13 protein-coding genes are annotated in these 15,138 nt (G+C 57.2%); 12 read left to right on the top strand and 1 reads right to left on the bottom strand.

The features are described from left to right. The first annotated feature begins 105 nt into the window (after nucleotides 1-105). The 12 genes from RIN49_RS00360 (at nucleotide 106) to RIN49_RS00305 (ending at nucleotide 14,042) form a co-directional block, all read left to right on the top strand. Nucleotides 106-1,824 (top strand): extracellular solute-binding protein, encoded by a 1,719-nt coding sequence (locus RIN49_RS00360; protein WP_309118177.1) that lies wholly within the window; start codon nucleotides 106-108, stop codon nucleotides 1,822-1,824. Between the two features lie 69 nt (nucleotides 1,825-1,893). Further along, complete coding sequence (locus tag RIN49_RS00355) at nucleotides 1,894-2,784, top strand: ABC transporter permease (RefSeq protein WP_309118176.1); 891 nt, start codon at nucleotides 1,894-1,896, stop codon at nucleotides 2,782-2,784. A 19-nt stretch (nucleotides 2,785-2,803) separates the two neighbouring features. After that, nucleotides 2,804-3,688 carry a carbohydrate ABC transporter permease gene (locus RIN49_RS00350; protein WP_309118175.1) on the top strand — a complete coding sequence of 295 codons (885 nt, stop codon included), beginning with the start codon at nucleotides 2,804-2,806 and terminating at the stop codon, nucleotides 3,686-3,688. A gap of 106 nt (nucleotides 3,689-3,794) precedes the next feature. Continuing rightward, a complete protein-coding gene (gene pdxR / locus RIN49_RS00345; RefSeq protein ID WP_309118174.1) occupies nucleotides 3,795-5,210 on the top strand; it encodes a MocR-like pyridoxine biosynthesis transcription factor PdxR in 1,416 nt (471 codons plus the stop codon). Nucleotides 5,211-5,653: 443 nt separating this feature from the next. After that, the gene (locus RIN49_RS00340; protein ID WP_309118173.1) at nucleotides 5,654-6,538 is read left to right on the top strand and encodes an NAD(P)H-dependent flavin oxidoreductase; all 885 of its coding nucleotides are present in this window, start codon (nucleotides 5,654-5,656) and stop codon (nucleotides 6,536-6,538) included. Nucleotides 6,539-6,666: 128 nt separating this feature from the next. Then, complete coding sequence (locus RIN49_RS00335) at nucleotides 6,667-7,515, top strand: ABC transporter permease (RefSeq protein ID WP_309118172.1); 849 nt, start codon at nucleotides 6,667-6,669, stop codon at nucleotides 7,513-7,515. A gap of 15 nt (nucleotides 7,516-7,530) precedes the next feature. Beyond that, nucleotides 7,531-8,313 carry an ABC transporter ATP-binding protein gene (locus RIN49_RS00330; protein WP_309118171.1) on the top strand — a complete coding sequence of 261 codons (783 nt, stop codon included), beginning with the start codon at nucleotides 7,531-7,533 and terminating at the stop codon, nucleotides 8,311-8,313. A 17-nt stretch (nucleotides 8,314-8,330) separates the two neighbouring features. Continuing rightward, entirely contained in the window at nucleotides 8,331-9,413 is a 1,083-nt protein-coding gene (locus RIN49_RS00325) for an ABC transporter substrate-binding protein (RefSeq protein ID WP_309118170.1), read from the top strand. 218 nt (nucleotides 9,414-9,631) lie between these two features. Beyond that, on the top strand, nucleotides 9,632-10,654 hold the full coding sequence (locus RIN49_RS00320) for a glucosaminidase domain-containing protein (protein ID WP_309118169.1): 1,023 nt from the start codon (nucleotides 9,632-9,634) through the stop codon (nucleotides 10,652-10,654). Nucleotides 10,655-10,792: 138 nt separating this feature from the next. Beyond that, nucleotides 10,793-11,557 carry an SDR family NAD(P)-dependent oxidoreductase gene (locus RIN49_RS00315; RefSeq protein WP_309118168.1) on the top strand — a complete coding sequence of 255 codons (765 nt, stop codon included), beginning with the start codon at nucleotides 10,793-10,795 and terminating at the stop codon, nucleotides 11,555-11,557. Nucleotides 11,558-12,037: 480 nt separating this feature from the next. Further along, the gene (locus tag RIN49_RS00310; RefSeq protein ID WP_309118167.1) at nucleotides 12,038-13,750 is read left to right on the top strand and encodes a methyl-accepting chemotaxis protein; all 1,713 of its coding nucleotides are present in this window, start codon (nucleotides 12,038-12,040) and stop codon (nucleotides 13,748-13,750) included. 160 nt (nucleotides 13,751-13,910) lie between these two features. After that, nucleotides 13,911-14,042: a hypothetical protein gene (locus tag RIN49_RS00305; RefSeq protein ID WP_309118166.1), complete on the top strand. Its 132-nt coding sequence runs from the start codon at nucleotides 13,911-13,913 to the stop codon at nucleotides 14,040-14,042. A gap of 44 nt (nucleotides 14,043-14,086) precedes the next feature. Here the strand turns inward: RIN49_RS00305 and RIN49_RS00300 are convergent, their stop codons facing one another. Next, a complete protein-coding gene (locus RIN49_RS00300) occupies nucleotides 14,087-15,121 on the bottom strand; it encodes a chymotrypsin family serine protease (RefSeq protein ID WP_309118165.1) in 1,035 nt (344 codons plus the stop codon). Nucleotides 15,122-15,138: the final 17 nt, after the last annotated feature.

Below are 15,138 nucleotides of genomic sequence, written 5' to 3'. Positions count from 1 at the left end.
CGAGTCATTCCTCGACCGAACGTCGAACGACCGTCTAACCGTGAAGCGCTTACATCCATGCTATCCTTAGGATGTAAGGAAAACCGATCGAAAGAAGGGGAAATCATGATAGCTTCAAGCAAAGGACTGTCCATCTTGTTGGCGGCGGTTATGCTGACGTTGACGGCGTGCGGCACGGGGGAACCTTCGTCGAATCCGAGCGGGAAGTCAAGCGAGAAGACGAGCGAGACCGCGGCGAACGCCGACGCTCCCGCAGCTCCGGCCGACCCGTTCGGCAAATACGAAAGTCCGATCACGATTAACGTCGGGCAAGCGATCGATCCGACCGACACGAGCTTGCCGGCCGGCGACACGCCGGAGAACAATCAATATACGAGACATATTAAGGAGCAGCTGAACGTCGAGACGAAGATCATTTGGCAAACCGCGACGGGCAAAGATTACGACCAGAAGGTCAACCTCGCGATCGCGAGCAACGACCTGCCGGATCTCGTCGTCGTGAACGACGCGCAGCTGCGCCAGATGGTTAAAGCGAATCAGATCGCGGACCTGACGGAAGTGTTCGAGCAATACGCGTCGCCGGCCATCAAGGGCATCATCGAGAAGACGGAAGGCCGCGCGATGAAAGCCGTCACGTTCGACGGGAAGATGATGGCGCTGCCGAACGTCACGGCGCGCGGCGACGCGGTGCACACGATGTGGATTCGCAAAGACTGGCTCGACAAGCTCGGTCTCGAGGTGCCGAAGACGGTCGAGGACCTTCGCGCGGTCGCGAAGGCGTTCGTCGAGAACGACCCGGACGGCAACGGTCAGAAGGACACGATCGGCATCTCCGGTCCGCAGGCGGGAGGCAAGCTGCACGCGAACTTCATCGCCTCGAGCAACAACACCTTCGGCCTCGACCCGATCTTCTCCGCGTTCCTGGCCTACCCGGGCTTCTGGCTCGAGGGCGACGACGGGAAGCCGCAGTACGGCTCCATCCAGCCGCAGGTGAAGGACGCGCTCGCGACGCTGCGCGATATGTATGCGGAAGGGCTCATCGACCAAGAGATGAGCATTCGCAAGGACGCGGCGGAGCCGGTCGTCGGCGGCAAGTCCGGCATCTTCTTCGGCCCGTTCTGGATGGGCTACTGGCCGCTGCCGGACGCGATCAAGAACGACCCGACGGCGAACTGGCAGGCATACGCGCTGCCGTTGGACGTCAATGGCGAATACAGCCCGCATATGGCGACGCCGTCCAATACGTTCCTCGCCGTGCGTAAAGATTACGAGCATCCCGAAGTGGCGCTCAAGCTGATGAACTTGCTCGTCCGCGACGAAGCGACGTTCGACGTCAGCGTCAGCTTGAATCACTACCCGGTACGGATCGTCTACGCGCCGGTCGACGAAATCGAGTTCTCCGTGGAGATGTTGAAGGAAGTGCTCGCCGGAACGAAGACGCCGGAAGACTTGAACATCCCGGGTTACAAGCTGCTCGCGGACGATGCCGTGAAGGTCAAGAAGGCGAAGCTCGAGCCGTACGACAAATACGACATCCAATACTGGAACACGGAAGACATGGGCATCTGGAGCCGACAGTATTCGCTCTTCGTCGGCGGCGCGCCGCTGCTCGAGCCACGCAACGAGGTGTACAGCCTGACGTATTCGCAGACGAAGACGATGGAGAGCCGTTGGGCGAACCTCGAGAAGCTCGAGAACGAGACGTTCCTCAAGATCATCATGGGCGCGGCACCGATCGACACGTTCGACTCGTTCGTCGAAGAGTGGAAGAAGCTGGGCGGAGATAAAATTACCGAAGAAGTGGCGGAAGCGATTCAAGAATAACAGGCTCGGCGGGCGGGCGTCGGACGGTGAAGTCCGGCGCCTCGCCGTACCGGGAGACGGGAGTAACGCATGAAGACGAGAGCGTTCGAGAAGCATTATTATCTCATGCTGCTGCCGGGCCTCATCTGGCTCGTTCTGTTCAACATGGTGCCGATGGTCGGCATCGTCATGGCGTTCCAAGATTTTAATCCGGGCTTGGGGATCTTCGGCTCGGAGTGGATCGGTCTCGAAAATTTCGAGTTCATGTTCCTGCTCGGCGACAGCAAGACCGTCTTGTATAACACCGTATTTATCGCGGTGCTGAAGATCGCGGGCAATTTGCTCGTGCCGCTCGTTTTCGCGCTGATGCTGAACGAGCTGCGGCTGCAAGTCGTGAAGCGCTGGGTGCAGACGGTCGTGTACTTGCCTCATTTTCTATCTTGGGTCATCTTGTCCGGCATTCTTCTGGATGTGTTCGCGTTGAAGGGGCCGGTCAATCAGCTATTGTCCGCGTTCGGCGTCGAGCCGATCCTGTTTTTCGCGAGGGCGGAATTATTCCCTTACATTATCGTCGGCAGCGACGTGTGGAAGGAATTCGGCTTCAACACGATCATTTACTTGGCCGCGCTTACGGCGATTAACCCTTCGCTGTACGAAGCCGCGGCGATGGACGGCGCTCGACGGCTGCAACGGCTGTGGCACGTGACGCTGCCCGGCATCTCGACGACGGTCGTCTTGCTCGCGGTGCTCAGCCTCGGCAACGTCCTGAACGCCGGGTTCGATCAGGTGTTCAACCTGTATAACCCGCTCGTCTACTCGACGGGCGACATTATCGATACGTGGGTGTACCGCGCGGGTCTCGTGAATTTGCAGTTCAGTCTCGCGACGGCGATGGGGCTGCTGAAGTCCGTCGTCAGCTTCGTCTTGATCGTGATTTCCTATGGATTGGCTTCCAAATTCGCAAATTATCGCATTTTCTAATAGAGGAGCGGACTAGACCATGGTAAGAGAAGGGACGTTCGGCTCTCGCATGTTCGACGTCGTCCTGCTCGCGTCTCTGATCGGCATCGCGCTCGTGTGCGTGCTTCCGATCTGGTATACGCTCGCGTTGAGCTTAAGCGACAAGGCGGCGGCCGCGGCGGGCGACGTCAGCTTATGGCCGATCGGGTTCACGACGCAGTCGTACGACACGATCATGACGGATGCGCGATTCATCAACTCGTTCGGCATCTCGCTCTTGCGCGTCGGGCTCGGCGCCACGATCAACTTCGTCGTCATCGTGCTGATGGCGTACCCGCTGTCGAAGACGACGAAAGACTTCCGGCCGCGCAACGTATTTATGTGGCTGCTCGTCTTCTGCATGCTGTTCAACGGCGGATTGATCCCTTGGTATATGACGATTAAGGCGTACGGGCTGATGAACACGATCTGGGCGTTGGTTTTGGCGGGCGGCGTGCAAGTGTTTCACGTCATTCTCGTCGTCAACTTCTTCCGCAATCTGCCGAAGGAACTCGAAGAGGCGGCGCTCGTCGACGGGGCGGGCCCGTGGTACATGCTGCTCCAAATTTTCGCGCCGCTCGCCGTACCGGTACTGGCGACGATTACGCTGTTCAGCATCGTATACCACTGGAACGAATTTTTCCACGGCTTGGTGCTCATGTCGTCGGCGGAGATGTACCCGTTACAGACGTACATCCAGCAGCTCGTCGTCGTCATCGATACGACCACGATGACCGAGGACGAATACAAGAAATTAAGCGAGTTGTCGAACCAGACGTTGAACGCGGCTAAAATTTTCATCGCCATGATTCCTGTATTGGTCATCTATCCGTTTTTGCAGCGTTTCTTCATTCACGGCATCACGCTCGGTTCCGTGAAGGAGTAGCCGAACCTGTCCGGCGAGAAGCACTTGATCCATGACGGATCGAGTGCTTCTCTCGTTTTCTATGGTAATCTAAGAAAATATCTACTTCGTAGGAGCGGATTCGCAAGTGGTCTGGATTACGATCGATCGGTCGCGAAAGACATCGCTGAAGGAACAAATCATCTCGCAGCTGCGCGCGAGCATCTTGAACGGCGAGCGGAAGGCCGGCGAAGCGCTGCCGTCCACCCGGCAGTTGGCGCTCGATCTGCAGGTGTCGAGGAACATCTTGTTGGAAGCTTACGATCAACTGACGGCGGAAGGATACTTAGAGGGAAAGCGGGGAAGGGGCACGTTCGTCGCGGAAGGCGCGCTGCTCGCCGGATCCGAAACTCCGGCCGCGCCGGCCGCGCCGATCGTAGAGGCGAAGAAGCCCGAAATCATTAGTTTCCGATCCGGCATCCCCGCCTTGGACTTGTTCCCCAGGCGGAAGTGGTCGCAGCTCGCGCAGCAAGTGCTGGCGTATACGCCCAGCCGAGATTTCGGGTATGATTCGCCGGAAGGCAGGTCCGAGTTGCGGAACGCCATCGCCAAATACGTCTATCGGGTCCGCGGCGTTCGATGCTCCCCGGAGCAGGTGCTGATCACTTCGGGGGCGACCCAAGCGATCACGCTCGTCGCGAAGCTGTGCGTGCGGCACGGGGAACCGTTCGTCCTCGAGGATCCGATCACGAACGATATCCAGACGATCTTCGCCACACATGGCGCCCGGCTCGTCCCGCTTCCCGTCGACGAAGCCGGGATCGATCCGAGCGTGCTGGCCCGAGGAGCCGATTGCGGCAGCGTCTATGTCACGCCGTCGCATCAGTACCCTCTCGGATCCATCCTGCCGATTCAACGGAGGGTGCAACTGATCGAATATGCACGAAGGACGGGCAACTACGTCATCGAGGACGATTACGACAGCGAATTCCGGTATGAAGGCGACCCGATTCCTTCGTTGCAGGGGCTGGATCCGAATGTCGTCATCTATCTTGGAACCTTCAGCAAGATATTGTCCCCGGCGTTACGGATCGGGTACATGATCTTGCCGTTGCCGCTTATCGAGCGCAGCCGGCAGCTGAAGTGGTTCAGCGACTTGCACACGCCTTCCTTGGAGCAGCTGATTCTAGCTCGGTTCTTGGAGGAAGGTCATCTCGAACGCCATATTCGGCAGATGAAGAAAGTGTATAAGCGGAAGAGGGACGCGGTAAGACGGATGCTCATCCGCGCTTTTGGAGACGACGTTACGATCGAGGGCGATTCTACGGGTCTCCATCTGATCGCGGATTTCGCAGGCATCGAATTCACGGAATCGATCGTTCGGCGATTGTACGACGCCGGCGTCTTCGTCCAACCGGTACGGATTCATTCGGCGGACGGGCGAAAGCATGGGAACAAGCTGATCATCGGGTACGCCAACTTGCAGGAGCAGGAGATGGCCGCGGGGATCGACCGAATTCGGAACGTGCTCTCCGATATTGGACGACACGGACAAACCCGCTAATCCGGCGGGTTCGTCCCCACGACATAGCGGGAAGCTTCGCACGCCTCTTCCCGAGCGACGTCAGGCTCGTCCGCCGCTGCCCCCAGACCTCTTGAGAGTAACACGCTTGCCGCCACGACCCCCAGCATCAACGCCCCAACGAGGATTCGATCATTCCGATGTTCGATACGCATCTCTTTCTCCTTCCGACGCGGCGGTGCCGCCGTCTCTGTCTTCCTCAACCGTACCATGCGGACCGGGAAATCAGGAGAGCCACTTCCATGGAAAACGAATGGTGCCACCGCGATCGGATCGCTCGCGAATCCATCCTCGCGCCATCCGCACGTACGCGACGACCCGCTGCGCCGAACAGCGGACGGATTCCTAGACGGCGTGTTACAATGGGGGCATCATCCCAGGATCGCTCGACTTGTAGAACCGACTACATGCGAAGGAGTGGATTTATGCGGTTGCCGATTATCGTGGCTCCGATGTTTCTGGTATCCAGCCCCCGAATGGTGATCGAAAGCTGTCGGCAGGGCGTCATCGGGACGATCCCGCTTCTGAATGCGCGAACGCCGGAAATATGCGCGGAATGGTTGTCGGAAATGAAAGAGGCGTTGCCGACGGAGACGTGGGGCGTCAATATCATTAGCCATCGCGGGGAAAATCCTCGGTTCGACGAAGATTTGGCCTTAATCGAAGCGTATCGGCCTCCTCTCGTCATCAGCTCGTTGGGCGATCCGGCGCCGATCGTCGAAGCGGTGCAACGATACGGGGGAGCGGTGTACGCCGACGTCATCTGCGAGAAGCATGCCCGGAAGGCGGCGAAAGCGGGGGTGGACGGTTTAATCTTAGTGTGCGCCGGCGCCGGAGGTCATGGGGGTCAGCTGAATCCGTTCGCCTTTATCCATGCGGTGAAATCATTTTATGAAGGTACGATCGTTCTGGCGGGCGGTATATCGACGGGAGCCGACATCGCGGCCGCGCGGGTCGCCGGAGCCGATTATGCTTACATGGGAACCCGGTTTCTCGCGGCCGACGAGGGGAGCGCATCCGACGCGTATAAGGAGATGGTGATTCAAAGCTCCATCGAAGACATCGTCTACACGGATGCGATTACCGGCGTACACGCGAATTTCCTGCTCCCCTCGCTGCGGGCGAGCCGGATCGATATCGCTCGACGGGATCGGGGGAACGCGGATTCGCCACGGATGACGGAGCACAAAGCGTGGAAAACGATCTTCTCCGCGGGCCAAGGCGTCGCGGCCGTTCGAGAACGTCAATCCGTCCGGGACATCGTCGCGCAATTGGAGAGCGAATACGAGGAGGCGCGTCAGCGGATCTAGTCTTCCCGGCAGACGATGGAATTGAGAACAGAGGGGGAAGCTCCCTCTGTTTTTTTATGTTCGGGAGGATTTCTCCGGACCGCTCCGCCCTGACCCGACGAGCACCCATCTGGGCGCTTGCGCATACGATGCAAGTAGTAAAGGTGGTGAATCGCTTGAAGGCCGACAACAGCGAACTTCGTCCGACACCTATGGAACTCGAACAACAGGAATGGCGAAGAGCGGAACGAAGTCGAAGACGTCAGCAGTGGTTGACCGTCTCGTCCCCGATCCTCATTTTGGCGCTCTGGGAGCTGCTATCGCGCACGTCGCTCATCGACCCTCGTTTTTTCCCGCCGCCGACCAGCATCCTTCGGACGTTCTGGGATTTGACGGTCAACGGCGTGCTGCTCGCCCATGTAGGCATCAGCTTAACGCGGATCGTTCTCGGATTTCTGATCGGAACGATTCCCGGCGTCGTCATCGGCTTGCTCATGGGCATGTACCGGCCGTTCCGTTCGTTCTTCTCGCCGCTCCTGATGGCGCTGATGCCGATCCCGACCTTGGCGCTCATGCCGCTCATTCTGATCGTCTTCGGCATCGGCGAGATGTCGAAGGCGATGACGATCGCGGGCAGCGTCTTCTTTCCCGTCGTCATCAACACCGCCGCCGGCGTCGCGAATATCGACCGGGCTTATATCGACGTCGCCAACAACTATGGCGCCGGGCCCAAGGAATTCTTCCTGCGGATCGCCTTGCCGGGGGCGCTTCCCGTCATGTTGGAGGGCGTGCAGATGGGGCAGGCGATCGCGCTGCTGACCATCGTCGCGGCCGAGATGATCGGCGCGAACCAAGGGATCGGTTATCTGATTTGGAGCTCGTATAAAGTGTTCAATTTTAACCCGATGTACGTGGGCTTGATCTTGATCTCTTTCTTCGGCTTTACGTTCTCCATCTTGCTGCGCCGGCTTCAATCGAAGCTCGTGCCTTGGCAATAACGAGGGGGGATCATCGTGGCGAAAGAAACGAAAATTACGGTCGACCGTCTGACGAAAGTGTTTTACAGGAAAGACCGGCACGTGACGGCCCTAGAAAACATCTCGATGGAAATCGAAGACGGAGAGTTCGTCTGCCTCGTCGGTCCGAGCGGGTGCGGCAAGACGACGCTGCTGCGCATTCTCGCGGATTTGGAGAAGCCGAGCGCGGGCTCTTATACGATTCGACGGACGGATCCGAACAAACCGCTGCAGTCGATGGTGTTTCAAGAAAACGGGATCATCCCCTGGTTGACCGTCTGGGACAACGTCGCCTTCGGCTTGCAAATGCGGCATCTGCCGAAGAAGCGGATCGCCGAACGCGTAGAACACTATTTGGAAAAGGTCGGGCTGCGCCAATTTTCGAGGCTGTACCCGAAGGAGCTGTCCGGCGGCATGAAGCAACGAGTCAACATCGCGCGCGCCTTCGCCAACGATCCGGAAATTTTATTAATGGATGAACCGTTCGCCGCGCTCGACGAGCAGAACAAATTTATAATGCAGAAGGAATTACTCAACATTTGGGAGGAGGATCGAAAGACCGTCCTCTTTATTACGCATAGCATCGACGAGGCGCTCATGTTGAGCGACCGCGTAATTTTACTATCGGCGCATCCGGGCAGCATCGCAGGGGAGAAGCGAGTGGATCTCCCGCGTCCGCGGACGATGGAGCAAATTCGCTCCCATCCGAACATGTCGGATACGTTCGTTCACATATGGAATCACCTCCAACGCGAGGTACAGAGCTCTAGAGCGCATTAGCGAAAGGAAAGATGATGATGAAACGATGGGGGATTGTGTTATTATCCGCGATGCTGATCCTCGTTGCCGTCTTAACGGGCTGCAGCCAGGAGCGCCCGGCGCCGGCCGACGAACCGGGAAGCGCCTCCGCCAGCGGCGACCTGGAGCCGCTGGCGGAGAAAACGAAAGTCGTCATCGCGGAAGACGGCGCCGCATCCGGCGCAGGCTTCTATATTGCGGAAAGCAAAGGTTATTTCGCAGAGTATAACATCGAGGTCGAATTCGCGACGTTCGCGAACAGCGACGAGATGCTTCCGGCGCTGGCGATCGGGGAGATCGACGTGGCCGGCGGCGTCTCGACCGCGTCGTTCTTCAACTCGATCGCGCAAGGCATCGACGTCCGGATGATCGCCGACAAGGGGCATAACCGGAAAGGCGAATCGTATTTTACGTTCGTCGTCGATAAGGATCAAGAAGGCACGATCCGAGATTACAAGGATCTCAAGGGCAAGCGGATCGCGGTGTCGTCGGAGAACGCGGTCGACGATTACATTTTCCAATCGATGCTCGATCATGCCGGCCTGACTCGAGACGACGTCGAATTCGTGCTCATTCCCGACTTCGCGAACATGCTCGCCGGGATGGAGACGAACTCGATCGACGCGGCGCTGCAGATCGAGCCGCTCGTTACGCGGGGCGCCTCGGAAGGCATTCATGCGAAGTTCCTGGACGCGACCGATTTCGCTCCGAAGGCGCAGATCGCCATGGTGCTCGCCTCGCCGGAGTTCGTGACGGAGAAGCGCGACGTGGCGATTCGGTTCATGCTCGCTTACCTGAAGGGGCTGAGAGATTACAACGACGCGTTCGTGAAGGGCGCCGGCGACCAGGAAGGCGTCATCCGTATCATGACGGAATACACCGCGCTGAAGGATGCCGCGCTCTGGGAGCAAGTGAACGTGACGGGGCTGAACCCGAACGGCACGATGTTCGTCGATGATATTAAAGCCCAGTACGAGTGGTATAAAGAAAGAGGCGCGTTAATCAAAGACATCGACGTGGATGCGGCCATCGACGCGAGTTTGGCGGAAGAAGCGGTCGAGATCCTCGGGGAATATCGATGAGCATGGGGGAAAAGCATCCGGAAGGGTGCTTTTTTATTTTCGTAAAATTCTAACTATTAGACGGAAATTTTCATTTTCAGACCACGATCCGTGCGGATTTGGAATATATCGACAAACAATATCATATTCTTCTCAGACAAAGTGACAAGCTTCTCGAGAACGTTTGTGTACAATCTTCTTAATTCACATCCGAACGAATCCAAGAGGTGGGTGGGACAATGCGTAATCAAGTGAAGCATTATGCGATAAAAGGGATCCTCTGCTTGACGCTGCTCTTCACGATGGGCCTGGATTTCGGAATCTCGAATCACAATCCGACGGACGCCGCTTCGGTCCCGTCCGCGGTGAGCGATACATCGACTTCGACGATAGATTACCAACCCCCGTTCACTCCGCGGCAGCATCCTCCCCTCGAATTCACCGGCGGACAAGCTACTTCCCCTGCCCCCCATAACGTCACGCAGCCGAAGGATGTAATCGAACCCGTTCCGTCGATCGAATCGGCGGCCGTTTATGAAGTCACCGCGTATTTCCTTAACGTACGGGCCGCTGCGGCGAATACGTCCGAGATTTTGGACGTCGTTTCGCAAGGCAGCGTGCTCGAAGTCGTTCGACCGACCGACAATGGATGGCTGGAGCTGAAGAGCGGGGGATACGTTCATGGGAAGTACGCGAAAGCGATCGCGGCTTCCGGGGAAACGAAGAAGTCTTCCGCGGTGTCGATTCTTTCGGCCGAGCCGAGCGCATCGAAAGCGGTCGCGGCCGAGCCTTCCCCCGAGTCGAAGAAGCCGGAGGACAGTCCTTCGAAACCGACGTCTTCCGTCACGTCCGACTCGGGACTGACGGAAGCGCATATCGCCGAATTATTCGAAGGCACTCCCCTGGAAGGGCAGGGCTTGGAGAAGGCGGTCTTAGCGGTAGAGGAGGAGTATGGCATCAACTCCTACTTCATCATTGCCGTCATGAAGCTGGAGAGCGGCCACGGGAAGAGCAAGATCGCGAAGAACAAGAACAATTTGTTCGGGCTCAATGCCTCTGGGAAAAATCCGTATAAAAACGCCTTGAGCTTCGAAACCAAGGGCGAAAGCGTCGAGAAATTCGGACAAATCATCGCCGACTTTTACGTCGACAAGGGATTAACCAGCGTCGAGAAGGTCGCGCGCAAATACTGTCCGTCGAATTCCAAATGGCCATCCTTGGTGAAAAATATTATGAATCGCGATTATAAAAAGGTCGCTTAGCGCGACGCCCTATCCGGCCCCCGTCTCCGCGGCGGTGCAAGGATACGAATGCGCAGACGAGTTATGTTTCGCTTCCGGAAGGGTTTTACTCGTCCGCATCGAATCCTTCCTCTATAGTCATAGAGGAGGCGTGTCCGTATGTACATCGACTTGTCCGGGAAAACCGCTCTGATCACGGGAGCGACGGGTCAGCTGGGGAGAGTGATGGCTCGAACGTTAGGGAATTGCGGGGCAGATATCGTCATTCATTACCATAGCAACGAAGAGAAAGCCGCGCAGCTGCAGCATGAAATCGAAGCGTTGGGCAGAACCGCGTTCGCGGTTCAAGCCGATATCACCGATTTCGCTTCCGTGCTCCGCATGAAAGACGAGATCGCGAACGCGACGATAGGGAGCGTTGACATCGTTGTCGCCAACGCCGTCGTCCAGTATCAATGGACGACCGTTCTGGAGCAGCCGCTGGAGGATTACGCGAGCCAATTCGGCTCGTGCGTCCTGCAGAGCGTCCACCTAGCGAAAGCGTTCGTTCCAGGGATGATCGCGAACAAATACGGCCGCATGATCGGCATCAACACGGAGTGCGCCATGCAAAACTTCCCGGGTCAATCCGCTTATGTGGCGGGGAAACGGGGAATGGACGGGATCTACCGGGTCTTGGCGAAAGAAGTCGGCGAGCATCGAATTACCGTGAATCAGGTGGCGCCGGGCTGGACGATCAGCGACCGGGACCGGGAGAATCACTCGGAACGCAACGAATCGTACGAGAAGAGCGTTCCGTTACGACGCCGCGGAACCGATCAGGAAATCGCGAACGCGGTGGCGTTCTTGGCATCCGATCTGGCCAGCTTTATTACAGGGGCTTATGTTCCGGTGAACGGCGGCAACGTGATGCCTACGATCTGATTAAACGGGATCCGTAATCGTCGCAGGGATGCTCGTCGGTTCGACCGTCGAATTCCAAGTCGCCTAAAACCGTCGCCACGACGATCTCGGGAACGGAAAGGCAGCATTGGCGCATTCTCTTCTACCATGAGCCTCTGGACCCTAAAAGCTTATAACAGACTCGAATGAAAGACGGTATTGCCGACGCGGCGATACCGTCTTTTCATTTCCCATGTTGAAAAATGTAGAATCGGGTTGACAGGATGTGGGATACTGAGGAATAATGATTCGGAAGACCACAAGACACCACATTCTATTGATGCTTTTTGGGGGAACCGACCTTTGCTTCGGATCGTTCGATTTTATCTGCCGCTTACAAACCTATTCTTGTACCGCAATGCGGTCCGGAGGAAAGGAGGCGAGCGTTCGCGAGTTAGTTTTCATCAGCAATAGCAAATAAAAAGAGAAGTCGAACAATCATTCCGGGAGAGGGTCGAATCTATGTTTCTGCGATGGTCCGTACAAAAAAAGTTGATCGCTTGTTTCTCTTTCGTCTTGCTCCTGATGTGCATCCTCGGGTCGGTTGCGGCGAACCGAATGAACGCGATGAAGCAAGATACCGAAACGATCGCGACGGAGTGGATGCCCGGCGTCGAAGCCGTGAACCGAATGACTTACTTGATGGAGCATGTGGTTACGCTTACGTTCCGGCACATTCACGCCGAGGACGAAAGCCAACAAGATTACGTAGCGGGCGAAATTCAATCGACCTACGCTTCGATCGACGAGCTCTTCGTATCCTACGAAGCCATGGCCGACGATCCGGAGGAACGCGAAAGCTTCGAGAAGCTGAAGCAATATTGGACTATTTTCAGAACCGATAATCAATTGATAATAGAGAACAGCGCGAAAGGCGCCGAATACAATACGCTGGCTAGGAAGACGTTAATCGAAAAGCTGACTCAGTTCATTACGCTTCAATCCTATCTGGACCAATTGGTCGTTTATAATCATGACGGGGCTATCCATTCCGAGCGCGATGCGGCGAACGCCTTCGAAACCGCGTTACGTTTCACGATTTGGATGATCGTAGTTTCCGTTGTTCTCGTGAGCGTACTAGCGTTCGTCATTACTCGTATGCTTTCAGCCCCGTTGAAAAAGGTAACGAGCGCCATCGCTCGAGTGGCGAAAGGCGATCTCGCCGTCGAGCCGCTCGCGATCGCCAATAAAGACGAAATCGGCGACCTGGCTGCCGCGACGAACGAGATGGTTCGCAGATTGCGCGAGCTCGTAAGCCACGTCGCCAGAACGGCGCATCAAGTCGCCGCCTCGTCGGCGGAATTATCCTCGAATGCCGAAACGACGGCAAGCATGGTAACCCAAGCCGTGGGGTTCGTGCAAACGATGGCGGAGAGCGCGCTCACTCAACATCGAGGGGCGGAAGACAGCTCCCGAGCGATGGAAGAAATGAGCCACGGCATTCAACGGATCGCGGGGGCAACGACGGATGCGGCCGACGCTTCGAGTCGAACGGACAATATGGTAAAGCAGGGAGATGTCCTTGTGCGGGACGCCGTTGCCCGCATGAACGCCATTCAGACGGCGGTCGGCAGCTTGGCGGTCGAAATCCGGAGAATGGAAACTTGCTCGGCGGAAATTCAACAATTTATCGGAGTCATCTCCGGGATCGCCCAACAGACGAATTTGTTGTCGTTGAACGCGTCGATCGAAGCGGCCCGAGCGGGGGAACACGGGCTCGGTTTTGCGGTCGTCGCGACGGAAGTCAAGAAGTTATCGATGCAATCGGAGTCCGCGGCTATGCAGGTCTCCGAACTCGTGAACGAAATCCGGAGAATTACGCTTGCCGCGGCGGGAGCGATGGAGACCGGCGTGATGCAAGTAGAAACCGGCATGGGCTCCGTCCGCGAGACCGGGCGCACGTTCGCCGAAATCGCGCTAGCCGTAAATCATGTGGACGAACAAATCCAAGAGATTTCCGCCATTGCCGAACAGTTGTCCGCTGGGTCTCAGGAAGTCGCGGCGACGGCGGTTTCGGCGGCGGAGTTGGCGCAGCATACTTCTTCCTTAGCCCAAGTCTTGGCGAGCGGAACCGACGAGCAAAGCGCCGCCACCCAGGAGGTATCCGCTTCGGCGATCACCTTATCGGAAGCGGCCAAGGAGTTGGAGACGTTGGTCCGCCGGTTTACCTTGTAAGTCGCGGAATCTACGAATGTGCAATAAAGATAGACAAAAGCGAGAGGACAGGAGGTAACTTCCGGCATAAGATTTAATATCTTTAACCGGGAGGTGATGCGAAATGGTATGGAGAGGAAGACCGAAGAGAGCAACTCCTGTAAAGAAGAGTGTCGTTCCGGTGAAAAAGAAGCCTTACAAGATTAAGCAGGAAGACGACCTCGAGGATGCGCTCGACAGCTTGGAAGACGCGCGTCGGAACATCAATAATGCAAGGCGTTCCGTCCGGAGAGCGCTGCGCGACTTAGACTGACCCCGCGGAAGGCTGCCATGAATCAATGATGGCAGCCTTCCTTTTCATTTCGCGCCCGGCGAGGTCGCTTGAACCACTTGAATGGAAGCGAGACGACTCGGCGTAAGGGATGGGGCGAAGGCTTCGCTGCTTCGACGCACCTTTCGAACCCGTCCCGCTCCGCCTCTCCGCGCCACTCTCGTTCGGAACGCTTGCATCGCCCAATCCACCGGGAATGCTACCGAAATGCTGCCGTCGTCCGTTCCGGCGAAATTGACGGCCGCGGCATAGTGGTCCGATCGCCGGAGCCAGACGGAACCGGAGTCCCCGGGGAGGGAAATCGGTCGCGTTCCTCTAACGATCGTTTGGTTTTCGAATCGAAGCACCCCCTTCTTCCCGTAATCGATGAGCACATCCGTATTCACGGACTCTACGACGCCGTACCGTAACCCGGTCGTCTGTCCCACTTTCATGAACCGGTCCCCGACTCGATAGGAGGTAACGTGACCCGGGATCGTTCCGACTTGCGCATAGCGGGGACTCAAGATCGCATTGCGCCTGGGGGCGGCGATGGCCGCATCGATATAGTTGGCGCGGCGACGCTGTAACCTTGCGAAGCGCTCCAGCATCCCGACCCGGTCCCGACGCAACCGTCCGTCATCCTGCCCGCCGGGCTGCAGCGTCGCGACGCGCGCGGTCCCGTTCAACGGATCCGTCAGCACATGGGTGTTGCTAAAAAAATACCGCTGCGAAGGATCGAGAACATCCGATAAAATCAACCCTAACGTCCCCGAAACCGAACGGGTCCCGATACTGTAGCCCGCTATGACGGGTCGAATCCTGCTGGAATACAGGCAATTGGCGCGGAGTTTCGCCGTTCTCACGACCCGAACCGGGACGCCGCCTCCGACTTTGGAAAGCTTTCTACGAATGCCAAAGGAAACAGGGGAGAATCCGACCGCATAGACGAGGATGGCGGCTCCCTTCCGAGGATGCTTCGGATCGCGGTACCCGACCCCGATCGCTTGGACTTTCGAATGTTTCAGCAAGGAACGAGCGATGCGCTTCTTCACATCGCATGCTTCCGCGAACGTAATCATGGTATGTTCCACCTAGA

The organism is Paenibacillus sp., assembly GCF_031177825.1.
Classification (GTDB): Bacteria; Bacillota; Bacilli; order Paenibacillales; family YIM-B00363; genus Paenibacillus_AE.
The sequence above is the reverse complement of the archived record's forward strand: the minus strand, read 5'-3'. Positions and strand labels throughout refer to the sequence as shown.

Excerpts from the sequence above, each read along its gene's own strand:
- RIN49_RS00300 (WP_309118165.1), bottom strand. The coding sequence starts at position 15,121 with ATGATTACGTTCGCGGAAGCATGCGATGTGAAGAAGCGCATCGCTCGT.
- RIN49_RS00340 (WP_309118173.1), top strand. The coding sequence starts at position 5,654 with ATGCGGTTGCCGATTATCGTGGCTCCGATGTTTCTGGTATCCAGCCCC.
- RIN49_RS00350 (WP_309118175.1), top strand. The coding sequence starts at position 2,804 with ATGGTAAGAGAAGGGACGTTCGGCTCTCGCATGTTCGACGTCGTCCTG.
- RIN49_RS00320 (WP_309118169.1), top strand. The coding sequence starts at position 9,632 with ATGCGTAATCAAGTGAAGCATTATGCGATAAAAGGGATCCTCTGCTTG.
- RIN49_RS00325 (WP_309118170.1), top strand. The coding sequence starts at position 8,331 with ATGAAACGATGGGGGATTGTGTTATTATCCGCGATGCTGATCCTCGTT.
- RIN49_RS00315 (WP_309118168.1), top strand. The coding sequence starts at position 10,793 with ATGTACATCGACTTGTCCGGGAAAACCGCTCTGATCACGGGAGCGACG.
- RIN49_RS00335 (WP_309118172.1), top strand. The coding sequence starts at position 6,667 with ATGCAAGTAGTAAAGGTGGTGAATCGCTTGAAGGCCGACAACAGCGAA.
- RIN49_RS00360 (WP_309118177.1), top strand. The coding sequence starts at position 106 with ATGATAGCTTCAAGCAAAGGACTGTCCATCTTGTTGGCGGCGGTTATG.
- RIN49_RS00355 (WP_309118176.1), top strand. The coding sequence starts at position 1,894 with ATGAAGACGAGAGCGTTCGAGAAGCATTATTATCTCATGCTGCTGCCG.
- RIN49_RS00310 (WP_309118167.1), top strand. The coding sequence starts at position 12,038 with ATGTTTCTGCGATGGTCCGTACAAAAAAAGTTGATCGCTTGTTTCTCT.